The sequence below is a fragment of the Brachybacterium sp. GU-2 genome (assembly GCF_030866705.2).
In the GTDB taxonomy this organism is placed as follows: Bacteria; Actinomycetota; Actinomycetes; order Actinomycetales; family Dermabacteraceae; genus Brachybacterium; species Brachybacterium conglomeratum.
The window spans coordinates 1,726,160-1,747,369 of the sequence record NZ_CP133037.2; the positions used below are offsets into that span (position 1 = coordinate 1,726,160).

14 protein-coding genes are annotated in these 21,210 nt (G+C 68.9%); 4 read left to right on the plus strand and 10 right to left on the minus strand.

Annotation, left to right across the window (positions count from 1 at the left end; translation table 11 throughout):
• From RBL05_RS07900 to RBL05_RS07915, 4 genes are all read right to left on the minus strand, one after another.
• Positions 1-2,913 (minus strand): DEAD/DEAH box helicase, encoded by a 2,913-nt coding sequence (locus tag RBL05_RS07900; RefSeq protein WP_308739976.1) that lies wholly within the window; start codon positions 2,911-2,913, stop codon positions 1-3.
• A gap of 128 nt (positions 2,914-3,041) precedes the next feature.
• Entirely contained in the window at positions 3,042-3,506 is a 465-nt protein-coding gene (locus RBL05_RS07905; protein ID WP_308739975.1) for a hypothetical protein, read from the minus strand.
• 594 nt (positions 3,507-4,100) lie between these two features.
• Positions 4,101-4,715, minus strand: coding sequence for a DUF6642 family protein (locus RBL05_RS07910; protein ID WP_308739974.1), 615 nt, complete (start codon positions 4,713-4,715; stop codon positions 4,101-4,103).
• A 169-nt stretch (positions 4,716-4,884) separates the two neighbouring features.
• Positions 4,885-5,958 carry a restriction endonuclease gene (locus RBL05_RS07915; RefSeq protein ID WP_308739973.1) on the minus strand — a complete coding sequence of 358 codons (1,074 nt, stop codon included), beginning with the start codon at positions 5,956-5,958 and terminating at the stop codon, positions 4,885-4,887.
• Between the two features lie 23 nt (positions 5,959-5,981).
• Between RBL05_RS07915 and RBL05_RS07920 the strand changes: the two genes are divergently transcribed.
• Positions 5,982-6,923 (plus strand): hypothetical protein, encoded by a 942-nt coding sequence (locus RBL05_RS07920; RefSeq protein WP_308739972.1) that lies wholly within the window; start codon positions 5,982-5,984, stop codon positions 6,921-6,923.
• Between the two features lie 11 nt (positions 6,924-6,934).
• On the opposite strand, the gene RBL05_RS07925 is transcribed toward RBL05_RS07920, so the two are convergent.
• Genes RBL05_RS07925 through RBL05_RS07935 form a run of 3 tightly spaced genes read right to left on the minus strand, consistent with a single transcriptional unit; the run spans position 6,935 to position 13,301 of the window.
• The gene (locus RBL05_RS07925) at positions 6,935-10,180 is read right to left on the minus strand and encodes a helicase-related protein (RefSeq protein WP_318604269.1); all 3,246 of its coding nucleotides are present in this window, start codon (positions 10,178-10,180) and stop codon (positions 6,935-6,937) included.
• A complete protein-coding gene (locus tag RBL05_RS07930; protein ID WP_308739969.1) occupies positions 10,177-12,039 on the minus strand; it encodes a phospholipase D family protein in 1,863 nt (620 codons plus the stop codon). The genes RBL05_RS07925 and RBL05_RS07930 overlap by 4 nt, the downstream gene beginning before the upstream one ends.
• Positions 12,039-13,301 carry a DUF6361 family protein gene (locus RBL05_RS07935; protein ID WP_308739968.1) on the minus strand — a complete coding sequence of 421 codons (1,263 nt, stop codon included), beginning with the start codon at positions 13,299-13,301 and terminating at the stop codon, positions 12,039-12,041. Before RBL05_RS07935 ends, RBL05_RS07930 begins: the two co-directional genes overlap by 1 nt.
• A gap of 187 nt (positions 13,302-13,488) precedes the next feature.
• Here RBL05_RS07935 and RBL05_RS07940 point away from each other — a divergent pair, with 187 nt between their 5' ends.
• Complete coding sequence (locus RBL05_RS07940; RefSeq protein ID WP_308739967.1) at positions 13,489-14,676, plus strand: PD-(D/E)XK nuclease family protein; 1,188 nt, start codon at positions 13,489-13,491, stop codon at positions 14,674-14,676.
• Positions 14,677-14,795: 119 nt separating this feature from the next.
• Here RBL05_RS07940 and RBL05_RS07945 read toward each other — a convergent pair whose 3' ends face one another.
• The 3 genes from RBL05_RS07945 to RBL05_RS07955 form a co-directional block, all read right to left on the minus strand.
• Positions 14,796-15,887, minus strand: coding sequence for a hypothetical protein (locus tag RBL05_RS07945; protein ID WP_308739966.1), 1,092 nt, complete (start codon positions 15,885-15,887; stop codon positions 14,796-14,798).
• Between the two features lie 120 nt (positions 15,888-16,007).
• Complete coding sequence (locus RBL05_RS07950) at positions 16,008-16,673, minus strand: hypothetical protein (protein WP_308739965.1); 666 nt, start codon at positions 16,671-16,673, stop codon at positions 16,008-16,010.
• 385 nt (positions 16,674-17,058) lie between these two features.
• Positions 17,059-17,322, minus strand: coding sequence for a hypothetical protein (locus RBL05_RS07955; RefSeq protein WP_318604272.1), 264 nt, complete (start codon positions 17,320-17,322; stop codon positions 17,059-17,061).
• 186 nt (positions 17,323-17,508) lie between these two features.
• Here RBL05_RS07955 and RBL05_RS07960 point away from each other — a divergent pair, with 186 nt between their 5' ends.
• Entirely contained in the window at positions 17,509-19,251 is a 1,743-nt protein-coding gene (locus RBL05_RS07960) for a helicase (RefSeq protein WP_308739963.1), read from the plus strand.
• A 313-nt stretch (positions 19,252-19,564) separates the two neighbouring features.
• Positions 19,565-21,052: a C69 family dipeptidase gene (locus tag RBL05_RS07965; RefSeq protein ID WP_318604273.1), complete on the plus strand. Its 1,488-nt coding sequence runs from the start codon at positions 19,565-19,567 to the stop codon at positions 21,050-21,052.
• Positions 21,053-21,210 lie beyond the last annotated feature (158 nt).

Genomic DNA, 21,210 nt, shown 5'->3' on the forward strand with positions numbered 1-21,210 from the left:
TCAGGCCTGGGGACGGGGGACGACGACGAGCAGCGGACGCACGAAGGTGCGGTCCGGAAGCATGTCGTGGACGAGCTTCTTCTCCACCTCGAGCGCGTCGCGGGTGGCGAGCAGCAGAGCGGAGCTGCCGCGAGTGCCCTGGGCGTCGGCCTCCCAGCGCAGCTGCTCGGAGTGCCAGCGCTCGACCCGCGCGTTCGCGGCAGCGGTGATGTCCGGCGCGACCTGCTGCTCCATAAACTCCCGGGCGACCGGCACGGCGGCGCGCAGGAGTGCCTGGTACTGGTCGGGGTCCGCGACGGCGGTGCCGATCGCGTCGGGGCCCAGGCCGATCTCCTGGAACAGGGTGGAGGGGGCGACGTGCGGGAGGGCGCGCGGGGTGCCGTCGTCGTCGGCGATGCCGAGCACGGTGGAGGAGACGATCTGGCCGCGGGCGGTGGTCAGGGTGCCCTGGAAGATGATCCAGGGGCGGTCCACCTGGCCGTGGATCACGAACACCTCGCCGCTGGGGACCCCGGCGAGAACGCGGTCGCTCATCCAGTCCAGGACCGGGTGGAGCGGACCGAGGTAGTGGACGTCGGGCCAGTTGGTGCCTGAGTCGTCGTCGAGCGCCGCGCGCAGGCGGCTGCTGGCGACGTCGGTCCGGGAGGTCAGGCGCAGCGTCTCCTTCACAAGGCGGTCTGCGAGGTAGCTCTGCGGGAGATGGTCGAGGCGTCGGCCGAGGTCCTCGCCGGGGGTGAACTGGATCAGTCCCGTCGGCTCATCGAGCACGAGGTCCACGCCGCCCTGGGCGACGGGGCGGCCCGGCTGGGTATGCAGTTCGGTGAGGCCGGAGACGAGGAAGTCGGCGTCGGAATCGAACAGGCCGGTCTCGAAGGAGGTCTCCTGGGCGGCGCGGTGGCCGTCGGGGCGCCGCGGCTGCGGGGCGGAGTCCTGGGCGAGCAGGCCCTGGAGGAAGGCGTTCATCGGGTGGAGCTGCTCGACCTCGGGGAGCACCTCCTCGACGTCCTTCGCGCTGCGGAGCACGTCGATGAGTGCGCGCTCCTCCGCCTTCGCGTCGTACTTCTGCATGAGCGAGGCGGCGTCTCCGAGCTGCTCGTGCGCTTCCCTCTCGCGGTCCAGGAGGCGGCGCAGCACGTAGATGTCGCCGTCGAAGCCCTCGACCTCGGAGAGGTCCAGGAGCAGGGCGGTGATCTGCGGGGGCGTGCGCTGGCCGTAGCGGTCGATACGGCCGTTGCGCTGCTCGATCCGGATCAGGGACCAGGGGACGTCGAAGTGGATCAGCTCATGGCACTGTGCGTGCAGGTTCACGCCCTCCGAGGCGATGTCGCCGGTGATCAGCACGCGGATCGGCGAGGAGCTCTGCTTGAAGGACTCCACCACGCGCTGCTGCTCCACATCCGTGAGGCCGCCGTGGAGCACCGCGATCTGGTCGTCCCTGAGCCTCAGGTCCTTGAGCAGATGCTCGCGCATCCAGGAGAGGGTCGCGACGCGCTCGGCGAAGACGACCACGCGCTCCGGGGAGGTGCGGGAGACGCCCTTGTCCTTCAGCAGCTCGACGAGGCGGCGGTACTTGCCCGAGCGGGGTGAGCCATCGTTCGGGATGCAGGCGTCGTTCAGCGCCGTGAGGCGGAGAAGGGCGTCGGCCTCTGCGGCGTGGGCGCTGCTGGGCGGGACCTCGGCGAGGTGATCCACCTCCACCATCCCCAGCAGATCCCGGGTGCGGTTCCGGAGCGTCGCCTTCAGCGCGACCGGCGAGGAGAGGAACGCCTTGGCGAGCGTCCACGGGAACAGCTGCGAGCCCCTGCCGGACATCGGTCCGTGGCCGACGGGCGGGTGGGTCCAGGTCTGCGCGATCTCCCGGGCGACCGCGAGCTCCTCCTCGGAGGCCTTCACCGGCAGCATCTCCGGCGGGCGGCGCTCGGCCCAGTTCTCCCCCACCTCGTCCTTCACCGAGTCCGAGTAGCGGTGACGGCGGATCATCAGGCGCTGCGTCGCGCCGTCGGCGATCTCCCGCTTCGGGGACACGGCCGTCGGCTCCAGCAGGCTGATCAGCTGGGCGAAGGAGTCGTTGGAGCCGTTGTGCGGGGTGGCCGAGGCGAGGACCAGCGCGTCCGTGTTCGGCGCGAGCACGTGGGCGAGCTGGTTGTTCTGCGTGGACTGGTTCGTGACGTTGTGCGACTCGTCGATCACGACGGCGTCCCAGCGGTGATGGCGCAGGTCGTGGACGAAGCGGTCCTGCTTGAGGGTGTCCATCGAGATGATCACCTTCTCGAAGAAGGTGAAGGGGTTCCGGGAGGCCGGCAGCTGCTGCTTCACCTGCTGCACGCCCTCGGAGTCCAGGCGCACGAACGGGATCGCGAAGCGGGTCCACAGCTCGTGCTGCATCTGCTCGAGCACGTGGCGGGGGCAGACGATGAGGATGCGCCGGCCGCGGCCGCGTCGGATCAGCTCCGAGAGGATCATGCCGATCTCAAGGGTCTTGCCCAGGCCCACCGCATCCGCGATGAGCAGGCGCGGGCGGATCCGCTCGGGGTCCAGTGCCATCTCGACCGCCTCGCGCTGGTACGGGAGATCATCGGCGAGCATCTGAGTGGAGACGGTGAGCTCGGCGTGGTCGACCGGGACCGGGGTCTTGCGGAGTGTCGACTCGATCCATAGACGGGTGCGGCGGTAGCGCGGGGAGGTGTCCGCGACGACGGTCGCGTCCTCGGGGGCGAGCGCTCGGATCCTGTCGAGCGTGGAGTAGAAGGAGGCGGTGGTGTCCTTGACGAAGTCGCTCACGCCGCGGACGGAGTACAGGGGGCCGTCCGGTGTGTCCTCGACGGAGGTGACGAGCCAGGTCTCGTCGCGGACGACGACCAGGGAGCCTGGGGAGATCACTCCGGAGGTGACCTCGATCTGATGCACGCTCACTGCATACCCTCCTGCTCATCGCATCCTCTGGCGACTCTACGACACCTGTCGACTCGAGCACTGGTCAGAGCGACTGGCTGTACTTCTCGCTAGTTTCTGTTACCGGTCCGGAACCTAAGGCCACGCCGTCACCTGCGCCCTCTCTGAACCATCGATCGTCGGTGCGCATCATTCGCCTCAGAGGCGACCCACAGCGCAGCGAGGGGAACTCCCAGCCCACACGTCAAGAGGTTCCCCACGATGCCGAGGAGAAGCAGGATCGGCGCCATGATCACCGATGAAAGGACGTCCCCGGCGTCCAACTTCGGGCTTGGAACACGCAGCAGGTACCAGCCGATGGCCAACGCCATGCAGAGCGTCGGCACCGAGATCGCCCACAGTGAAAGGAGCGGAGGTATCCACTCGAACTTCGCGTCGACCCACCGGCTGACGGGGAACGAGAGAAGCAGCGCCCACAGACCGCCGAGGACCACCCACCAGTCGAGAGGCTCATCGGCGGATGGCTGCTTCGCCGGAGAGGATGGCGCGAAGGGCCTGCCATCAACTGGCACCGCCAGCCGGACGGCAGAGTCACGATTGGCACCGCTCGCCACTTGCCCCACTGTCCCCCGAGGTCGAGCGCGCAGCGCCCGCTCATAGGCAAATGGCGCTTCTATCGAGGCGCGATAGTCCTTCGCGCTCCGAGGTTGCTCCATACAAGGGTGCAACGGCCAGGGCTTGCCAATCGCGTCGAAATATGCGCAGCCTCCGCGCTTGTTGCGAAAGAACCACACAGGCTGGAAGCAGAGCGGGCACTGAGCGTTGGGCTCTTCAGGCGGAGGGTCCCAATTCTCCGCAATACGAACCCCAGGTACCGTCACACGTACGCGTGTCGGCCACGAGGGCTCCCGGAGACGCTCTCTCCCGATGCGTTGCGGCAAGCGCGCCCGATCGAAGTGCCCGAGGCCGGACCTGCTCCCTCGGACCACTTCGTGACTCGACACCCAATGCATCGCCCCATTCCTGCCACGCCGCCAATGCCCACGACGTCGGTACCTGGCCACCCATCCCCCTCTGACGAATCACGCCCGCACACCGATCTCTCGGCACGGCCTACATCTCGGAGGAGTTTAGTTGAATCGTCAGACAGTCTGCGCAGTCCGTCGAGCTCCCGGCCACGGATCTTCACTCATCACTGGAGAACCCGTTCACTCTGACGCCTTGGTTGCGCGCAGCGCCGTGCGGTACACCTCGTTCTTCGTCGCGACGACGAGCCCGAGGCGCTTAGCGAGCACCGGATGGTCCTCCTGGAGCCGCTTGAAGATCCCGTTGGACTTCACGCGGGTGACGAGCTCCTGCAAGAGCAGCATCTCGAACGCTGCGGCGTCGGACCAGAGAACGTTCTTCCGGTAACCGATGACGGCCCGCGCTCCAGTCCTCTTGGCGAACTGCTGCAGCCGCTTCGGGTCCTCCTTGAGGGTGGAGCACGACGCGAAGTAGATGACCTTGCCGGAGCAGGCTCCCGTAAGCATGTCCTCCAGCTCGTCCATGGTCAGAAATCCGTCCTCGTCGCCGCTCATGCTGATGGCGGCGGAATCACCGTGCATCGCGAGCCAGAGCACAGGGAAGGTCGCGTACTCGTCGGACACCCACTTCTCAAGGTAGTACTGGAATTCGGAGACGGTGGCCACGTCCCGGTGGATCCACTGAGCCACCCCCAGCTGTTCGAGTAGCTCGAGCACCGGCCGCACGCTGAGGCGACGCGTCAGGTCGCTCTCCCACTCGCCTTCGAGGCAGAAGATTCCGGGTTGCTTGTCTTGCATCGCTGAGGGCTCCTTCTGTGGATTTCTGAGCTCACAGTAGACGGCGTTGGGAGCATCTGATCGAGACTTCGTTCAGTTGCTCGACCGCATCGCTCATGCCCCTCACGCTCAACTCGGTCGGACCAACGCATTCCTCGTGAGTCGGGCGGCAGGGCTCTTCGAGGCCGAGTCACTCCTCGAAGAAGTCTTGGTCGACGCTGTAGACGACGAACTTCTGCTGCTCTTGCACGCCCACGCCGTAACGGAGCATCAACGCCGTGAGGCGGATGCCGTCGATCAGCACGATCCGGCCCTGGAACTGGTCCGATGCTTCCCGCGCGGCCTTGGTGAAGCGCGACGTCGTGATGAACACGCCGCGGTCGGCGCCCTGTCGATGCAGCGCGCCGAAGAAGGAGTTGATGTCGGGTGCGCCGATCGAGTTGTCGTCGGCGTAGCGCTTGGCCTGGACGTAGACGTTCTGGAGGCCGAGAGGGTCCTGGCGGATCACGCCGTCGATGCCTCCGTCGTGCGACCGTCCGAGGTGCTGCTTCTCGCCTTGGGCTCCGGCATATCCCATCGCCCACAGGAGCTTCAGCACGGCGTCCTCGAAGAACTTCGGGGATGAGCTCTGCAGTGCGGCTCGAAGCTCCGTCTCCACGCCATCATTGATCGAATCCACCTTGTCCGCGACAGCGGAGAGCGGGTCGTCCCCGGAGTCCTCGAGGGACTCCGTTGTCGTCTGCGAGACGCCTCCGGTCTGCGGAGAATCGTCGTTCCCGGTCGCCTCGGAAGCCTGCCTTGCCTTCCGTTCGGCGAGCTCCTTCACGTAGTCGCGCCACGTCGACCATTCCTGCTGGTCCTGCTCGGAGTATTCGGTCACGCCGCGAGCGTTCACCTGCCGTCCCTGCTCTGTGATGCGGTACCGCCCGTACTGCGGGCGCTCGAGCAGACCGGCGTACTTCATCGACGAGCACGCCCAGCCCACCCTGTTCTCGAGGCGGCCCTGCCCCGAGCTGACCTTTTGCGCCGTCACATCATCGCCCAGCCCCATGAGCTCAGCGACGCCGGAGATGATGTCCTTGAGTGCACGGAGCTCGCCGTCCGCCATGAGACGCAGGACTGCCGGGCGGCAGCCATCGATCGTGGGAACTCCGTCGGCCGCGAACTGCGCCATGTCTCTCCTCGTCATCTGCGGATCTTCACGTCCATCGTGCCACTGCTCTGCAGCGGAGAGTTCGGAAGGTGCCAGCAAGCAGTTCGTCACCGAGTCGCGACCTACCCTGAAGCATGGCCATTCCGAATCGCCTTCGTGAACTCGTCAGCTCTGCACAGCAGCCCCAGGACGTCGTTCAAGACGCCATGATCTGGAGGCCCACGTCGTGGGCTCGTCGCTTCGCCCGGCCTCTTGAAGGTCTCCTGAGCCAGGACTACCAGGCTTTGATCACCGACCTCGAACGCATGACGGAGGGTACGAAGCCGAAGAAGGACCCGCGGATCGACCGGAGTGCGGTAAGCGCGCTCTGCGCACCTGAGGTCCTCGGCACCTCCGGTGGGCACATCGATGACACTGCGGTGGTGAGGGCATTCCTCACCTCCATGATCTGGGGATACGGCCTCGTCGGGTATGGCCCCTACCGCACCGAGCGCATCCTGACCCGCGACTCAGCAGCCCCCGACAGGGAGGCCATCGAACAGCTCGTCGAGATCGCTGGAATCGCGCAGTCCAAGGGCGGCGTGGCAGCGTTCGATCACGTGGCCACGAAGCGCCGCCACGGAATCCCCTACCTGAAGTTTCTCGGGCCAGCTTTCGGCACCAAGTTCCTCTACTTCCTCACCAAGGCCTCGAGCGTTCCAACCACTCCGGTGCTGGACAGCGTCGTCCACGGTTGGCTGCAGCAGCACGTTCCCGAGGCCGGTAGCTTTTCCCTCTCGTGGTGGGATACCTCGAGCTATAAGCGCTACGTCGATCTGCTGCACTCGTGGGTGGCTGAGCTCTCCACCCTCGACGGACGAGCTCTCGACGCCGACGATCTCGAGTTCCTGATGTTCAGCGACGCTCGCGGGCAGGTACCGCTGCTCGCCGAGTCGGAGAACGTCACCGTCGAATCGATGCTCGACGATCTGGGCGCGGAAGCCGACGCCCGTGGGGGCGAGAACGACAAGGTCGGAGCACTTCTGGTCGAGGCTCTCCGCGAGTGGTTCGCCCGTCACCCGCAGACCGACGTATGAGCGCTCGAGCTCTAGAGGACACCGCGCTCCGCTGAGTCAACGCGCGGCGGCCGCAGGTCGATCCGCGGCCAGTCGACGTCCTCCCCCATCAGCTTGATCAGGTCCTCCTGCCGTGGCTGGCCCATCACCGAGCGATATGCCCCGAGCGTCCGCTGGAGCCGGAGATACTGTCGTGATTCGCGGCTGAGCGGCATGGCGGGAACGTAGCGTTCGATCTTGGCGGGACCGTCGTGGAGCCAGAACGGGCTGAGCCCGTCGCTGCCCTCCGGCTCGGCAGCGACAGCGGCGTCGAACATCGCCTGCCACGGGTCGTCGTAGCCCTCGGCGAGCGCCGCACGGCCATGACAGTGGGCGATGTTGCGCCGGATCGCGTGCCCCTTGTAGCGGTGCACGCGGCCCTCGCGCTGCTCGAGGTCCACGGGGTTGCCGGGCAGGTTCCAGTGCACGATGGCGTGGCTGTAGGTGTGGAAGTCGAGCCCCTCCTGTCCCACGGAGGTGCTTGCGAGCACGAAGGGCCAGAACGGCGAGTTGAAGCTGTCGCGCACCGAGGCCTCGCGGTTCTCGGCCGCCTCGGAGCTCAGGGCGCGACCGAACCGGGCGGCGATGTTGGAGTTGAGCTTGTGAGTGCTCACCTCGACCTCCAGCCCGTCGGAGCGGAGCGCGTGGATCTCGTTCGCGGCGCTGCGGGTGCCGGCGGTCGCACGGATCCGCTCGGCAATGGTTGCAGCGCGTTCAACTGGCTCGTCGTGGCGCAGTCCGAGGGAGTCGACGAGGGTGTGGACGTACTCGTCGAGCATCGACTGGAGGTTGCCGTCGAGGCAGTAGCGCAGCACCAGCTGCCAGTACCCTCCCTCCGCGACCTCGCTGCCGCCATCGGTGGACGCGCGGACGGCGGCCATCGTCTCCGGCCGGTTGAACAGAGAGCGCAGGCCCTCGGAGATCTCGAGCGCCGCGCGGCGTACGGGTGCGTCGGCATAGGAGTCCTCTCCCCCAGTCGCGCGACCGACGGCGCGCAGTGCGCACACCCCGGGCCCCGCGATGGCGACCTGGGCGAGGACCGCAGCGAGGTCCTCCGGCGGGGCGCCGAGCACGTCCCAGTCCGGGTCGAGGGCGAAGTCGACGTGATCGCCGAAGCGGGAGCCGACCTCGTCGCCGTCGGTCGCCCCGTAGACGGCGCCGCGGAGGGCCAGGTCCTCGATCCCAAGGGCGCGGTCGAGGAGGTAAGGCGCGACGCCGTACCAGCCGGCGGTCTGCCCCTTCACCTCACGCACAGGCAGGTCGAGCGCGTCCAGGCGCTCCTGGATCCGCTCGGTCACCGCCTCCAGCAGCCGGACGCGATCCAGCGGGAGCTCGTCCCTCGTCTCACGGGCGATGGCGAGGGGGTCGCCGAGCTGTGCAAGGGCGACGGAGGGCTGGAGCAGGGCGAGGTGGGGCAAGTTCTGGAGCTTGCCGTCGGCGACGGTGAAACGCAGCAGCCCTGAGGTGCGCGGGTCGTCGTACAGCGCTGCGGCGCCCGTCCCGTGACGGGGCGCGAACTCGCTGAGCCGTCGGTCGGCCTCGTAGCTGAACAGGGCGGAGATCGCCTTCGGGACCACGCTCCAAGCGGAGAACACGAGGCGCTTGGTGAAGCTCTGCGCTCCCTCGGAAGCGAAGGGGCCGCCCGGCGACATGTATGAGAGCGACGGCGGGAGCCAGGCGAGCTTCCAGACCCCGCGGTCCATCGCAGCGTCGATCATGGCGCGGAGCTTCGGGTTGCCGGGATCGATCTGCCGGAAGTGGCGGATGTCGTCCCAGGAGAGCAGCCCTTGCTGGTGCATGTGCAGCAGTGCCGCGAGGTCCTCGTCGTCGCTGTTCGCGAGCTCGAGGGTGCGGCGCTGGGCCACATAGGCGGAGGGGTCCATGAGGTTCACGGGGTACGGGCTCGAGCGCCAGAACTCGAACATGTCCATGCCGTGGGCACGGCGCCCGATCGCGTCGGCCGCGGTCCAGACCTCAAGGTCCTGCGGCCGCAGCTCGAGGGAGGGCATCTCCATCTCGCGCAGCATCCCGTCGGCCACCGCGGTGGAGCCGAGACGCTCCGTCCGGGACATGACCCGCTGGAGCTCGGCTTCGGCGCGGCGCGTGGCCGCCTCTGCGAGGCGGTGCCCGTCGGCCGTGCCCTCGAGCATCCCCTGCCGCACCTCGGCGAGGTGTTCCTTGACGAGGTCCGCGCGCTCGGGGCCGGCGAGGAAGGCGATGGTGTCGTGAAAGTCCTGGTGGTGGTCCTCGGCGTCGAGCTCGTCGGGCAGGGTGAACATCTTGTAGGGCGTGGCGGAGAGGACGAGCGACTTCGCCGAGCGATGCATGATGATCTTCTGCGCGAGCTTCTGGGCATCCGTGTAGTGCTCGTCGCCGGTGCTGCGGGCGCCGGGGAACAGGTCCTTGAAGCGCTGGAACTCGTCGAGGATCACCAGATCGGGAGCGAGCCGGGTGACAGCGGTGCGGGCCATGGCCATGCGCAGCGCGCCGATCATGCGTCGACGCCGCCACCACATGTCATGAGTGACCTCGTCGTCGGCAAGCCAGGTGTCGAGCTCGTCGAACAGGTCGCTGAGGAGGGTCCCGCCGAAGGGACCGGCCTCGGTGCGGAGGGTGCGGGTGAACTCGTCGACGAGGTCGTCGTCGAGGGTGGGGCGGCTCCAGTTCCATTCCAGTCTGTCGGCGAACCGCTGGAACCCGACGGCGTCACGGAAGTAGTCGATGATTCGGTCCTGCGTGAGCCAGAGCCGATCGATGCTGTGGCTGAGCATCCAGTGCAAGAGCACGCGTTCGCCGACGCGTCCCGTGGCATCGCCCAGGCGGAGCGAAGTGCCGGGGGTGAAGGCGATGAGGTCGACGCCGCCGGGCGCGGCGGAACCCATCGTCTGCGGGAGCATCGTGATCCGATCGGCGTTGGTCTGCGCCTGGCCGCCGGTGAGCTCGCGCAGTCGGTCGAGGTTCTGGCTCGCGATCTGGCTGTTGGAGCAGATGTACACGATGGTCACGGTGCGGTCCGTGGTCTCGCGCAGGTGCGAGATCGCGCGGGCGGCGACGCCCTTGGCGATGAGGGTCTTGCCGAGACCCACCTCGTCGGCGACGAGGAAGCGGCTGACGGGGTCTTTATCGGTCCAGAGGCGTCGGAAGGCGTGGTCGACGGTGGCGCGCTGGAAGGGTTTGAGGCCGGCGAGGAGTGCGTCGACATCCACGGCCGTCGACTCTGCGGGCGGTGTCGGGCTCATGGTCGCCTCCTCGACAACGAGAATCGCAGCACCGTGTCCCACAACTGCAGGAACTCGGCCGGGATCAGCTCGTCGGCCTTCGGCAGCGCCAGGACCGCTTCGACCTGCTTCCGCACCGAGAGGATCCGGTCGATGTCGTTCCCGGCCGCGCGCACCAGCGGCTCGAACAGCACGATCGGGGGTGGGGGCCGACGGTGGTCCGTCGCGGCGATGCCGTCGATCGCGCTGATGAGGGTGTCGAGCTCGGGCTCCTGGGCGTGGGCGGTGGTCGGTTCGTCGAGTCCGAGGAGGAGCGCGAGGTAGCGCAGCACGCGGTCACGGCTGTTCAGCATCGCGGCGAGCGCCCGCTGCTCCCGATCGATCACGTCGCCGACGAGCCGGACCTTGAGGAGGCAGCGCCTGGTGGCCCGGGCGGGGCCGTCGCCGTGCGTCGTCTCCACGGCGAGGAAGGGAGTGATCTCGTCGAGGGAGAGCTCCCAGCAGGTCTGCTCGGCGAGCGTGCGGCGGAGTCGCGGAGTGGTGAGCGGCCAGATCACCGTCTCCCCCGGACAGTCCCCCGGGAGCACGAGAGTGAGCCGCGCAGAGACGGCGTCGTCGCCGATGCGGGTGAGGTCCAGTCGCGGTCTCGGGACGGTCCGGGCGAGGGAGCGATGGAACTCCTCGAGCAGGTAGCCGGTGTCGAGGGAGGGATCCTCGATCGCGTCCGGCGCCGGCGTGAAGGGCTCCATGATGGTGCGCAGGCCCATGGCCCTGCCGCCGTCGCCGAGCACCGCGTCGACGCCGCAGACCCGGGTGGGACCGACGAGCACCGCGTCGAACTCGACGTTCCTGCTCCAGGCCTGCCCGGTGAGGTTGGCGCTGCCGGTGATGACGTCCGACTGCCCGTCGCCGCGATCGACGACAACCGTTTTGGCGTGCAGTCCCGTGAGGTCGAGGAGCGTGGACGGGGCGGGACTCGAGTCCCCATCAGTGGCGTCCTCCACGACGGCGCTGCCCTCCGCGCCCCCGTCGACGGCGGAGTCCAGGACGTTGACGTCCCAGCCGCGCAGGGCGCGGCTGCCGAGCTGATCCGCGGCGGCGGCACGGGTCAGAAGCGTGCTCTCCGGCGCACCGGCTCGGATCCTGGTGAGGGTGTCCGCGGCGAGGAACGGGCTGATCGCGAGGACCTTCCGGGGCCGCTCCCGGAACGGCCACGGGGCGGGGTCGCTGCTGAGTCCGAGTGGGAGGAGTGCGCCTCCGGTGAAGGGCTCCGGGGCCTCGAGGCGCACGTCCCGGAGCGTCCGGGCGAGGTCGAGGATCGCGTCGCGGCGGTCTTCGGCGAGGGGGTCGAGGACCATGCCGGTCACGGCCTCGACGGCGGCGCCGGCGGGGGCGCCGTCAATCGCGCCGTCAGGGCCCTCGTCGAGCACGAGGGCGGTGTCCCAAGAGCTGTCGAGGGTGAGGTTGCGGCTGCCGACGACGACCCGGTGGAAGAGTGCGCCGTCGTGGGGGCGGCGGTAGCGGATCGCCCAGAGCTTCGGGTGGAACAGGGCGTTGTCTGTCGGGGGTTCGACCTCGTGCAGGGAGCCCTCGAGGAAGGTATGGATGCGGCTGTACGAGGCGGGGACGTGGATCCCGGCGGCCTGGCAGAACACGGTGGTCCGGCCCATGAAGCGCTGGACTGCGTCGAGCAGCTGCGCGGGATCGCGGTCGTCGATGCGATGCGAGTCGTCCATCTCGGCGAATGCGAAGGTCATCGGGGCGATCAGCATCGCGGTGAGGTTCAGCGAGAAGGTCGTCGTCACGGCGACGTCGACCTCGTGCTCCGGCGGCGGCCGCAGCGCGTCGGTCAGCAGGACGCTGGTGTCGGGCTCGAGCATCAGGCGCTCTCCTCGGCGTCGTAGAGGTCCTGGAGGAGCGTAGTGACGTTCGGCCAGCGGAAGAGGTTCCGGCCGGCGCCGGACGCGCCGCTCCAGGCGTTCAGGGCCTTGAGGTTCCCCGGCCGCAGCCGGGCGCGGCCCTGCTTCACCAGGCGCTCGCGATCGGTGATCAGCTGGCGTGCGGCGGTGGAGTCCGCGACGGCGTGCGGCGTGCGGGTCTGCTCGCACCAGCTCTCGAGGAAGGTCCTGGTCCTGTCGGTGTAGTTGCGGCGTCTGGCCGCCATCAGCTGTCCGAGGGCCAGGAGGTCCTCGGAGTCGAAGGGGCGGGAGGCCGCGGTCTCGTCCGCCCAGGATGCGAGGCGGTCGCGGTAGTGGGCGACGCGGTCGTCGCGGAAGCGCCCCGGGTCCGAGGAGGTCGCCTCGGCGAGCAGAAGGTTGTAGAGCAGGTTCGCGCCGTGGATGTGGAGGCTGAAGCGCTCGGCGAGGTCGAGCAGGGAGCGCAGCTCCCCATCGGCCCGGTGGCTGAGGAGGTCGAGGATCTCCGGTGCCCACGGGGCCGACGGCACGCTGTCGGTGTCGGTCCATCCGGTCGGCCGTTCCTGCACGAGGCGGGCGATGAGCGTCCCGGGGTTGGTGCGGGTGATCGCCTCCCGGAGGTACTCGACCTCGCCCGGGAGCAGGCGGAAGTCGGCGCTCCTCAGCAGGTGATCGGGTGGTGCGGGGAGTGAAGGGTCGAGGCCGTCGGGGATCCGCTCGGCGGCGAGACCGCCGTCCTCCGCGCGGGGGGCCTCGGCGTCCAGGCGCCGGGCTGCCTCGACCCGCGTGAAGAACTCCCGTGAGGTGAGGCCGCGTTCGAGGATCCCCCACTGTGCGAGCATCCCGCTGTAGACCACCGACGGCACCCGCTGGAGGGTCTTGCCCGCGCGGCGGCCGATGATGCCCGGCTCGTCATCGCTCGTCCCGCGCTCGAGGGCGCCGATGAAGTCGCGTTCGAGGTCGTGGTACCTCGTGGCCATCTCGCCGGCCGTCGGGCGCTTCGAGGCCTCCTGCATCAGCCACGGGATGAACAGGACGTAGCGCAGGCGGGTGTGCAGGGTGGAGGTGCCGGGGAACAGCGTGTCCGAGAAGGCGTCCCGGATCGCGCCGACGCCCAGGTCGTCGATCGTCGTCTCGTCGCGGAACTGGTCCACCGCCTCCATCATCCTGCGGCGCTGCTCGGCGTCGACGGCGAGCCAGGCGAAGGTGGACGGCATGGTGTCCATGGTGCACCTTCGGGGTGCGGACGTGGGCCGGAACCCGGTCCTGGCGTCTCAGCGAGAGCGTAGAGACGTGAACATGGAGCGCTCTCGTCAGGCATTCAGCACGAACTTCATGCGCGCCCCCTCAAACGGGGCGATCTACTCTGCCACGGCAGTCACACGCGTTCCTCGAAGCGGCTAGCCTCGACTAATGGCTGCCCCTCCTGCCATCGCCCCGGAGCTCGTGACCGCACTGGTGCCATCCTTGTCGCGGAGCCTGGCAGAACAGTTCAACGTGTTCCGGGTGATGCACCACGGCACCCACGAGAAGCAGCTGTCGAACGTCTTCGCCTGGCTGCTCGATGCGCAGGGCACCCATGAGCTCGGAGATGCACCGCAGCGACTCTTCCTCGATCTCGTGAACGGTGCGCTCCCCGACGGAACACGACTCCCCGCCACGGGGTACGAAGTCGCTCAGGAGGTCGTCACTCCCGGGCACGAAGCGACCATCGATCCGAAGTCCGCGGACATCGCCGACATCGTGCTGTCCTCGCCGAAAGCGGCCGTCGTCGTGGAGAACTTCGGAACCTCCGACGGGCACGGCCACGACTACCGCCGGTATCTCGCGCTCGGCACAGCGGGTAGTCGAGAGGCCGCGGTCGTGCTCCTGTGCGAGCGCCATGCCCCTCACCTCCAGCGCGATGGCTGGGAACAAGCCATCGTGGTCACCTACACCGAGTACCTCCACTCTCTGCACGCCTACATCGCCGACGATCGCGCCTGGGCCCGGACGCATCCGGACCAACGCTTCTTCATCCGTCAGCTCATCGAGCACTTCGTGGAAGGACCCGCAGCGATGAACACCGAGGACACCCTCGCCTTCCTCACCGCGATGTGCGAGACGGGAGAGTCCGCACGGTACGAGCAGCGACCGCGTGACCGCGTGGCGCAGGAGTTCGGCGACCTCATCGCCGCCCATGCCCGCCGTCAGCTCGAGGACAGCCGCGCCCTTCTCGCCTCGACGAAGCGGGCGCTGCGCGCCTTCGCGAGCACGACGCTCACGGGTCAGGTCAATGACAGGATCGCTGCAGGCCCGATCGAGAAGGTCGTCACCAGGTTCGTCGGTCAGTGGGAGTGGTGCGTCGAGCTGCAGCGCGCTGACGGATTCCCGACCGTCTTCCTCGAGTTCGGCCCCACTGCCGTAGTGGAGAAGGAGCGGGTCCCGCACATGCTCCACGACCCTGACTATTCCCAGGTGTTCATCACCCTGCAGGATGCCGAGGTCGGAGGGATCTCGCGCATCGCGCAGACCGGTGTACGTCTCACCCAGGTCCTGGACGGTCTAACGGCCGACGACGTACGGCTGCGGGATGCGGTGCTGGAGATCGCTGGCGAGTAGCGTCGCTCAACGGTGCATGTCACGGAAGTCCTCAGCCCGCAACCAGGCCGTCGTGTGTCTTCCGTGTCCGCCCCGGAAGACCGCTCAAGACAACACCCGCAGCCGTCGGAGGCGGGCGATCACGAACTGCGCAGCGCCCAGCTCTCCGTGAGGTAGTCCAGCGCATGGCCGAGCAGAGCCACGATGTCCGGTCCCGTCGCCTGCGTGGTGTCGATCCGCACGGACGCCTCGAAGCGCGTGTCGCCATCACGTCGGAAGCCCGGGTTGTAGCGCGAAGCATCGCCGCGCTCGAATCCCTTCTCGACGATCTCCGCCCAGTCCCCTTTCGCTGAGGGACGCCCGGACCCCTTATCAGTAAGGAGCAGACCAGCGCGGTCCGGATCGGTCTCCCGGAGGTAGTCGGAGAAGCTGTCGATTCGGATGGCTTCATCGAGAGTCGTCGCGAGGTGCCACGCAGCTTCTCTCTCAGCTCGCCCGTCCGGGAGTACATGGACCCCGAAGCGGAAATCCATCTTCCTAGCAGCCGGCTGCCACCGCACCTCTGCAATGGCGTTCTGCCCCTCTTGTCTCTGCGGGAAAGCACGCCACGACTGGAGCAGTGCATTGCCTCCTCCCGAGGTGACGCCGGGGTACGCCCGGTCCGCGCCTGCCTTGACGACGGCAGGCTTCAGGGCGCGGGTCAGGACGCGTCCCAGGAACGGGTCGGAGATCGACGAAAGCGACTCCGCCTCCCTGCCGTCGACCCCGACGCTCACAGCGGTGATCAGTGCCGACCACGACTCGAGGATCCTCGTCGCGGCCGCAGCAAGTACCGCAACTTCAGAGTTCGTGGACTCCATCCAGCGGCCTACGAGCGACGGGAGGGGAGCCACGGTCCATTGGGGGTCCAAGGCTGAGTCATGTGGGTCCTCCGGGTCCAGGGACGTGAGGAGCAGCGGGACGTCGGCGGCGAATGTCGACAAGTACCAGTCGGACTGCGCCTCGCTGAGGTGGTGACCGAGCTTCACCTCCACTGCACCGATCGTGTCACCGGCTGCGTCCATAAGAAGGAGGTCCGCACGCTTCTCGGCGCTCGCCCGTCCTTCTCGGATCGCTCGAGCGGGCAGCGCTCCGAGAAGGTCCGACCATGGCGTCGGGTCTTCCTCGGTGAAGTAGGCCAGCAGATCGCTGACGTTCGTCTCGCTCGCGAGAATCCTGCCCAGTCCGTTCATCGTCGATCCCCCGCTCAGTAGTGGTCCGCTTCAGGCTCAAAGAATGCCCGAGTCGCCAGACATTCGCTGGAGCTTCTCGCGCACTCCGCCTCGTCTGTCGCGACTCGCGCGTCCGCCGACCTACCCCCGCATGCTCCGATACGGCGTCCGCCCATCGAGCTCGGCGAGGACGACGGCCAGCTCATAGGTCCTCGCATCAGCGCATCGCGGTTCCGTCGCATGCGCGAGCTCGAGCAGCGCGCCGCTGTCATCGGGCACGTCGCCAGTGAGCGCATTGCGGAGGAACCGCGTCCGCACCGGCTCGAAGGCGGCGCGGGGCTCCGCGCCGAGGAGGAGGGCGAGCAGGGCTGTGGTCAGCGGCTTCGCGTCCGGGAGCTGGTCGAGGACGTCGAAGAACCTGTCTGCCCCGAGGTCACGAAGATTCGCCATGCTGCGCACCGTGCACGGGCTCTCGATGATCTGGCCGACGATGCGCAACGTGCGCAGTGCGAGGCGCCGGTCGAGCACGGCTCCCTCCAGCTCGTCGGCGACCTCGGTGACCGGAAGGGAGGCGAAGGCGTCCAGGTCGTCGATCGCTTCGGGGTGCCGGGAGAGGAAGCTCTGCGCCCATGCCGAGGCGTCGAGATTCCGGGCTCGCTCCTCCGAGGGCACGTCCTCGAGGAGGATCGCGGTGAGGAGCGCCGTGCAGAGCCCGACGTCCGGGTCCATCAGCTCCCTGTCGAAGTAGAACTCGGGGATGCGGGAGACGGCCGTGAGCAGTTCCGCGAGCGTCTCGTCCTCCGCCATCGGGCCGAAGATCTCCGTCGCACGCTCCGCCGCTCCCGGTCCGAGGCTCGCCGCCTCCCAGATACGGACGAACTCGTAGCGATGCGAGGGGGCATCGTCAAGCGCGTGCTCGCTTAGGGTGCGCCGCGCATCATCGACTCGCCCGAGGTCTGCGAGAGGTCTGTTCCGTCCAGCACCCGCGCCTCGTCGACGCCCGCGAGGCTGGCGGCAAGCCGACACGTCTCGTCGATCTCGACCGGCGCTGGCACGAGTGCCAGTCGCCCCCTGCTCGGTGAAGTTGTACGACTAGTCGATTCCGGCCCGCTCCTCGCCGTCCGAGGGACAGCCGGGGCCGATGCGACGCGCACCGCTGTGAGCGATCATCGTCGCTCACAGCGGGCGGGCCTCATGCCTGCGGCGAGTCGCCCCCGGCATGGCGGGAGGCGTCGGACTCCTCCGGCTCGAAGGTGTCCTTCGAGCCGACGGTGCCGCCGACGCCCTCGTCGTTCAGCTGATCGAGATCGGTGTCCGTGGAGTCGGCGTCCTGGGAGGAGCGCGACGCTCCCGCGTCGGCGGGATCCTCCGGGCCACCCTGGTGGGAAATTCCCTGGTCCTCCGGGTGGGGATTCGTCTCGTCGTCATCGGGGTGGTACAGCGGGGTACTGCTCATGTCCGAACCTCCTGAGATGGGGTCGTGCGGACACCCACCTTCTCACCGGCATCTGCCGAGTGCCACGGGAACGCCACGACCGGCGCGTCCTGCAGGAACCGCTCGGTAGCGCGGATCGCCGTCGAGGCGCCCCCGAGCACGCCGAGCAGCGGAGCACCCGCCGCCGCGCCCCGCTAGCCTCGAGCGGTGCCCACCTCCCGCCGCTCCCCCTCCACCCGCCGCCGCAGGTCCTCACGTCGTCGTTCGTCGAGCACCTCGCGCCACGCACCGAAGGAGCTCCCCTTCGTCGGCCCCGGCGAGCGGCTGTGGATCCTCGACGTCCCCTACGGCACACAGGTCGAGGGCGCCTCCTGGCATCCGGCCGTGAAGATGCACGTCCACGTCGGACGCACGCTCCCCGACCATCTCGCGCCCTACTCCCCCGGCCCGCACACGCTGGGCCGCTTCCTGGAGAACCTCCACAACCCCGGCTCCCCCGCCCCGGTGCCCGAGCCGACCGACGGCTTCGAGCCGCGGCAGAACCAGTACGAGGCGGCCGACGCGATCGCGGCCCGCGCGGAGGCGGGCGGGCGGATGTTCCTGCTGGCCGACGAGCCGGGCGTCGGCAAGACGATCTCCGCCGTGCTCGGCGCGTCCGCCGTCGGCGACCTGCGCGGCGCGGAGCAGGTGCTGGTGGTCGCGGACCGGCCGGCGGCGATCACGATCGGGCACTGGTGCCGCACGATCACGGCGCTCGGGGACAGCGGGCTGGAGTGGGTGGTGATCACCTGGGACCGGCTGGAGAAGGTCGCGGACCACGACTGGGACGTGATCATCGCCGATGAGGCCCATGCCCTGCGCCGCACCACCACGAAGCGGTGGAAGCTGTGGTCGCGGATCTCCGGGCACACCCGCTCGCACGATGCGGCGCCGTTCGTCATCGCGACCACCGCCACCCCGGGCCACACCCCGCTCGAGCTGCCCTATCTCGCGCCCGCCTATGCGCAGTCGCACGGCGAGCCGATGACCGCCTGGGCCTCGGCGAAGGAGCCAGCCGCGACGTTCACCTCGGCGCTCGAGCGGCACGGGATCGGCCTGGAGAAGGGCCGCTACGGCGCGACCTGGACGACGGATCCGGCCCGTCGGGCGGAGGACCTCGCGCGGGTGCGCAGTTGGCTCACGGACGACGAGCCCGCCGCGATGCTGCACCGCTCCGCGCCCTGGGGGCCGGTGCCGATCTCCGGGATGCCGGTCGCGCTCACCCCGGCCGAGCGCGAGGCGTACGAGGCGGAGTGGGGCGAGTTCTGCCGCGAGATGGACCTCGCCCGCCGCGGACTCAACACCGCGAAGGGTCGGGCGGCGCTGCTGCGCTTCCGACAGAAGGCGGGGCTGCTCCGCGTCGACTCGACGGTGCAGTGGATCGCGCAGCAGGTCGAGGCGGAGCGGCAGGTGGCCTGCTCGGTCGAGTTCGTGACGACCGCCGCCGACCCGATCACCGAGCGTCTGCAGGACGCGGGGATCGAGGTCGCGACGATCTTTGGCCGGGACCGCTTCGACGTCGAGGCCGAGCGCCTGCGCTTCCAGACCGGGGAGGCGAAGGTCTGCGTGTTCACCACGGTCGCCTCGATCAGCCTCCACGCCGGCGAGACCCTCCCCGGCGTGAAGCAGGCGTCCACGGAGCCGCGGGTCGGGATCTTCCATCAGGCCCGCTTCTCCGGGATCGCGGGCCGGCAGGTCACCGGCCGCACCCACCGCGACCACCAGGTCTCCCCCTGGCACATCGCCTACGCCGAGGACACCGTCGAGGAGCAGGTCTCCAAGGTGATGGTGGAGCGGATCGCCGCCGCCTCCGACACCGTCGGCGGAGACACCGAAGGCCTCACCGACGTCGCGCAGCTGCTCGGCGCGGGCTGGCTGCCGACGGCGAGCCTGACAGAGGGCAGCGCTTGACGGGCGGGCCCGCTGTGCGCACTACCCCGCGACTCTGCGCGCTCAGCTGAACAGGCGCAGGATCAGTAACGGCAGGCGCCACAGGAGCTGCGCCGCGCCCGCGATGAGGTCGAACAGCTCCAGGAACAGGGACGCCCCTTCGCTCCGCGAGAATCGTGCTCGTCCCTTGCGTCCCCGCCTCATCGCTGCTCCGCTCCCCCGCGACAGATCGGCACCGCCGGACGCGGCACCATGGTGCGGGCCAGCCTATGCCGGGAGCAGGTCTACGGTGGAGAGCGCACACCGTCCCCCGCACCCCAGGAGTCACCCGCCCATGCCCTGCACCACCCTTCTCGTCGGCCGCCGTGCGAGCGCCGATGGCTCCCCGCTCGTCGCCCGCACCGAGGACTCCTCGGCCGGCAGCTTCGATCCGAAGCGGGCCGTGGTGGTGCGTCCCGAGGACCAGCCGCGCACCTACACCTCCGTGCTCGGCGGGCGCACGATCGAGCTGCCCGAGAACCCGTTGCGCTACACCGCGATCCCGAACGCCCTGCCCGACGAGGGGATCTGGGGCTGCGCCGGGATCAACGCGGCGAACGTCGCCATGAGCGCGACCGAGACGATCACCTCGAACCCGCGCGTGCTCGCCGCGGACCCGCTGGTCGAGCTCGACGGGGAGACGCCGGGCGGCTTCGGCGAGGAGGACTTCGTGACCCTCGTGCTGCCCTACATTCGCTCGGCCCGCGAGGGCGTGCTCCGGCTCGGCGCTCTCCTCGAGGAGCACGGCACCTACGAGATGAACGGGATCGCGTTCAGCGACGCCGAGGACATCTGGTGGCTCGAGACGGTCGGCGGGCATCACTGGATCGCGCGGCGCGTGCCCGAGGACCACTACGTGACGATGCCGAACCAGCTGGGCATCGACTCCTTCGACCTCGAGGACGCCGAGGGTCCCGGCCGCGACCACCTCGCGAGCCCCGACCTGCGCGCCTTCCTGCGGGAGCACCACCTGGACCTCACCCTGCGCAGCGGCTCCACCGCCGGCGACACGGCGTTCAACCCCCGCGAGGCCTTCGGCTCCCACACCGAGCACGACCACCTCTACAACACGCCCCGCGCCTGGTACATGCAGCGCACCCTCAGTCCCCGCGCCGAGGACTGGGACGCAGGCCGCCCCGGCGCGAGCCCCGACGCCGACGACCTCCCCTGGAGCCGCCGCCCGGAGCGGCTGCTCACCGTCGAGGACGTCAAGGATGTGCTCTCCTCCCACTACCAGGGCACCGTCTTCGACCCCTACTCCCCGCGCGGCACCGACGCGGAGCGGCGCGCCTTCCGCCCCATCGGCATCAACCGCCACAACGCGCTGGCGATCCTGCAGGTCCGCGGCGACCTGCCCGCCTCGCATCGCTCTGTGCAGTGGATCGCCTACGCCTCGCTGCCGTTCACGGCGCTGATCCCGATGTTCACGAACGTCGAGGAGGCCCCCGCCTATCTCTCGACCACCGGCGAGACGGTCTCCACCGACAGCTTCTACTGGACCTCGCGGATGATCGCAGCGCTGGCCGATCCGCACTTCCACCAGGTGATCCCGCTGATCGAGCGCTACCAGCAGCGCACCATGGCGCTCGGCCGCGCCGCCGTCCATCGGGCCGACGGGGAGGCCGCCGGGGCCGGTACGGCGGGCGAGGTGCCGGCCGTGCTCGCCGCAGCGAACAACCGTATCGCCGAGCGGATCCGCAGGGAGACCGACGCGCTGCTCGGCCAGGTGCTGTTCACGGCGAGCGACCGCATGACCAACCGGTTCTCGCGGTCGGACGGGTGAGTGGCGCAGCACGGGTTCGCGCCCATCGCCTCGACGATGCAGACGTCCTGGGACGGACCTGACCGATCGACGGATCGACCCCGTACTGCCGTGATCGCACCGCACTGAAGTGCAGCGAGCCTCCTATCCTGGCGAAGTCCTGCCCTGTGACCTCGAGG

Coding starts and splice junctions, on each gene's coding strand:
- RBL05_RS07910 (WP_308739974.1), bottom strand. CDS start 4,715: ATGCAAGACAAGCAACCCGGAATCTTCTGCCTCGAAGGCGAGTGGGAG.
- RBL05_RS07920 (WP_308739972.1), top strand. CDS start 5,982: ATGGCCATTCCGAATCGCCTTCGTGAACTCGTCAGCTCTGCACAGCAG.
- RBL05_RS07925 (WP_318604269.1), bottom strand. CDS start 10,180: ATGAGCCCGACACCGCCCGCAGAGTCGACGGCCGTGGATGTCGACGCA.
- RBL05_RS07930 (WP_308739969.1), bottom strand. CDS start 12,039: ATGCTCGAGCCCGACACCAGCGTCCTGCTGACCGACGCGCTGCGGCCG.
- RBL05_RS07935 (WP_308739968.1), bottom strand. CDS start 13,301: ATGGACACCATGCCGTCCACCTTCGCCTGGCTCGCCGTCGACGCCGAG.
- RBL05_RS07940 (WP_308739967.1), top strand. CDS start 13,489: ATGGCTGCCCCTCCTGCCATCGCCCCGGAGCTCGTGACCGCACTGGTG.
- RBL05_RS07945 (WP_308739966.1), bottom strand. CDS start 15,887: ATGAACGGACTGGGCAGGATTCTCGCGAGCGAGACGAACGTCAGCGAT.
- RBL05_RS07950 (WP_308739965.1), bottom strand. CDS start 16,673: ATGGCGGAGGACGAGACGCTCGCGGAACTGCTCACGGCCGTCTCCCGC.
- RBL05_RS07955 (WP_318604272.1), bottom strand. CDS start 17,322: ATGAGCAGTACCCCGCTGTACCACCCCGATGACGACGAGACGAATCCC.
- RBL05_RS07965 (WP_318604273.1), top strand. CDS start 19,565: ATGCCCTGCACCACCCTTCTCGTCGGCCGCCGTGCGAGCGCCGATGGC.